The organism is Bradyrhizobium sp. WSM4873, from assembly GCF_055811355.1.
Genome location: NZ_JBVVPS010000085.1, coordinates 1 through 3,165 on the forward strand (window position 1 = coordinate 1; position 3,165 = coordinate 3,165).

A 3,165-nucleotide genomic window follows, 5' to 3' on the forward strand; every position below is an offset into this window, starting at 1 on the left:
GGCAAAGCCGAGGACAATCGTCCAGACGGTTCTTGCCCGAATGCTCGCATGCGCCGAGGTGATGCCCGGCTCAGCCTCCATAATGCCGCTTCCGAGCGCAGAGCTGTAAATTTTGAGGACGCAGGACCGATAGGACGTGAGCTCGATGGATGTCGATTCATCGAAGGATGCCTTCTGCAAGCAGTCGAAAGCACCGTTTGAGATTGCAAGGTGATCTTGTTCCGCTAAATCGTCGCTCAAGAAGTCTACCCACGGCACGATAGTCAGCAGCCTGCCAAACCAGGTAGGTGCTTTGGCATTCGTGCTACCAATGTCTCCGCCCTAAGGATTACTGGCAGCCCAACACCAATATTGGCGCTAGAGACAAAATGCCAAGCTCGCCGTCACCATCCGCTGGACGTTATCTCGCTGGCAGGGTGCCACGCGCTTTGTCGATGATGGCGCATCGAGCTCGACAACAACATCGTCGACTGTTCGATCCGTCTGGTCACGCTCAACCAGAAATGCGCTGTTCGAGAACCAAGCTTCGTTACGATGCGGTCGCTTGCCTTGGTTGTGCAGCATCGCGGTGGCGTCGCCTTCGTTCCCGCGTGCGTCGAACCGGCGCTATCGAGGGCGTCCCTAGCAGAGTCGCGGCTGGCGCCGGCTCCTCGGCCGCGAGGATCTTAGGCAGCTCCCTTGCTTTTTGAGCGGGTGTGGGCCGCGCCTCCATGATCACGAGAACCGCGCGTCCTTTATCAGTGACACGCCATCCGCCGTTCATCCGCTCAATGAGCCCTTGGGAGAAGATATCCAAGCCGGGCACGCGGACGGCCAACCGCTTCGTCCGTTCGGCCCAGTCCGGTCCGCTCGTGGCCAGAATCGCCATATCTCGCTTGAGGTCCGCCATGGCGGCGAAGCCGTCTGGATAGCTGACCAGCACCTTGAGAACCGTCACCTGCAAGTTCACTGGCCCACCCGTTCCCAGCTTCCGCGAACTTACTCGCTTGATATCTTAGGGGAGTTCGTGACCCTCTGTCGACTCACGCCCTTCATCCCTGGTTCTCGCCGGAGTGCGCGGTGCAAAGATCCTTGCTGGAGATGACAACGGCTGAAGATGCCGCCTCGGATCTCCAGAACATGCACGCGGATGCTGATCTCGTCAACAATCGACCAACTTGCGAGACGAAGGATGAGAGTCTCAACTGCGTAACTGCCTCTCGCATCGGATACGTCATGGCGTACTGCATACGGCAGCGGAGGACCGAAAACGATGTAGGCCGGTGGTCGAACCTGCGGGGCTCGATGACGCCGAGTGGATCCATCTGGTGAATCAGACCGCAACCGGCTGTCGGAGGATGGGGATGTGGACATCTGGATTGGTCTGCCGGCCGAACAGGATATGAAGACTGGCGAAAGCCGGAACGGACCCTCGCGAATGGTTAGTACTTAATTGGTCACAATTCTTGCCTTCTGCTGATGGTATAAGGTGTCGCCGACTATGAAAGGCACGGGAAATTGAGACCCTCTTTGTTGACTTCGCCGACAACTGCCCTCGGCAAAGAAGGCAGCACCAGCGTCCTTTCACGAACACTTGTCCGCGGAAGCACGACTTGAAGGTAGGTTGGACCACCGATCTATGAACAACCCGCCTCTGACCGCATGCTGGGCAAAGACGAATTGACCCAGATCAACGCGGCTTAAACGACGGCGTGCTTGCGTGCGAGTCTTCACAAGGAGCAGCAAATGACGCGACTTTCAGATCAGCTCGCGGACCTGTCGGTACGTGCAAAAGGCGCCGAAAACGCATTCTCAGCCGCAAGAACGGAAGCGCACGACAAGATCGAAGCGCGGAAGGCAGAGGCGCTTTCTGCTGCAAAGATCGCCGTCGAAAAGGTCAACCATCAAATCAAGTCTGCCGGAGACTCGGCCACCAGAGATATGAAAGCGCTGCAAGCGAAAATCACTGCCGACGTCAACGCCCTCAAGGCGCATGTAGTCGAAGCAAAGCATGGTCTCAGCGTAAAGCTAGCCGAGACACGCGCCGCGAACTTGGAGTCGGACGCCGGCCTCGCCATCGATTACGCGATCGCATCGGTTGAACAGGCACGACTTGCCGTTGTTGATGCCATCGCCGCCCGCTTCGCCGCCGACGAGGCCAAGCGCGCATAAAAGCAGAGAGTAAACTCGTGGACCGACCAGACGCCAAACCCCAGCCCGGATGAGAACCTCCGCCCTAAGCTGAAATAAGGCCGCCTCAGTTGGTACCCTTTTTCACCTTCGTGGACGGATCGTTGCCTTGATAGACGCTTGCGAGCGCTCCCCGGCCAGGCCAGCTGCGATAAACCACACCCGATCACCAACAGCGCGACACGCGCTCCTGATCTCCGCGGTGGATCGATCGCCCGCATAACGATCGAAACGGCTCCGATGTCGTCGACAGATCGCCGGCTCGTATGATTCGCAGAAAGCAGCGTGATTTTCAGAGCGATGCGCGTGCAAAGCACGAACGCAACACGTTAGTTGTTTGTCGAGTCTTGCAGCCTTAAAATCTCAGGCAGCAAGCTTGATCTTCAAAACGCTGCGATAATTGCCGTTAGCCGCGTGCAAGCGGCCAAGCTTCTCGGCATTGATGCGCCTCATATCGCGAACGCTGTCCGTTCTCAAGAGCTGCCATCGCATCAGCCTGGGCAAGCCGCCCGCGTGACGCTGCCTCGGTGAGAGCAGCGGATCGAGAGCTGGCCAGATCCCAAGCGGCGCCAGCGCCGAAAGTAAGCTGAACCGCCCCGGGTTTGCCGGAGGCCATTTGGTTTAAGTTATGCCGCCATGGCGGGTCGTTCCAGCATGGCGTAGTAGCGTTGCTCGGCTTCGGCCGGCGGGATGTTGCCGATGGGCTCGAGGAGCCGCCGGTTGTTGAACCAGTCCACCCATTCCAGCGAACTCGACGGCCTCAAAGCTGCGCCATGGTCCGCGCCGATGGATCACCTCCGCCTTGTAGAGGCCGTTGATGGTTTCGGCGAGAGCATTGTCATAGGAATCTCCGACGCTTCCGACGGAAGGTTCGATGCCAGCTTCGGCCAGGCGCTCGGTGTATTTGATCGAGACGTATTGGGCGGATTCAAACGGTCGTCGCAACACCAGTTACTTTCACTCATAACAGAAGATCGTCAAGCGCCTCCGCCGGCG

General features: G+C 58.4%; 2 protein-coding genes and 3 pseudogenes. 2 read left to right on the forward strand and 3 right to left on the reverse strand.

The genetic code is table 11. The features are described 5' to 3' along the window. A pseudogene (locus tag AC0L21_RS37755) lies at positions 1–240 on the reverse strand (hypothetical protein); the annotation flags it as partial. A 124-nt stretch (positions 241–364) separates the two neighbouring features. Between AC0L21_RS37755 and AC0L21_RS37760 the strand changes: the two are divergent. Then, a pseudogene (locus AC0L21_RS37760) lies at positions 365–513 on the forward strand (IS66 family transposase); the annotation flags it as partial. A gap of 16 nt (positions 514–529) precedes the next feature. Here the strand turns inward: AC0L21_RS37760 and AC0L21_RS37765 are convergent. Then, positions 530–949 (reverse strand): hypothetical protein, encoded by a 420-nt coding sequence (locus tag AC0L21_RS37765; RefSeq protein WP_473267046.1) that lies wholly within the window; start codon positions 947–949, stop codon positions 530–532. A 776-nt stretch (positions 950–1,725) separates the two neighbouring features. Here AC0L21_RS37765 and AC0L21_RS37770 point away from each other — a divergent pair. Further along, entirely contained in the window at positions 1,726–2,151 is a 426-nt protein-coding gene (locus AC0L21_RS37770) for a hypothetical protein (protein ID WP_473256487.1), read from the forward strand. A gap of 644 nt (positions 2,152–2,795) precedes the next feature. On the opposite strand, the pseudogene AC0L21_RS37775 reads toward AC0L21_RS37770, so the two are convergent. After that, positions 2,796–3,090: pseudogene (locus AC0L21_RS37775) on the reverse strand (integrase core domain-containing protein); the annotation flags it as partial. Between the last annotated feature and the right edge of the window lie 75 nt (positions 3,091–3,165).

What these genes read in the sequence shown, in the direction of transcription:
- AC0L21_RS37770 (WP_473256487.1), top strand. Translation starts at nt 1,726, where the DNA reads ATGACGCGACTTTCAGATCAGCTCGCGGACCTGTCGGTACGTGCAAAA.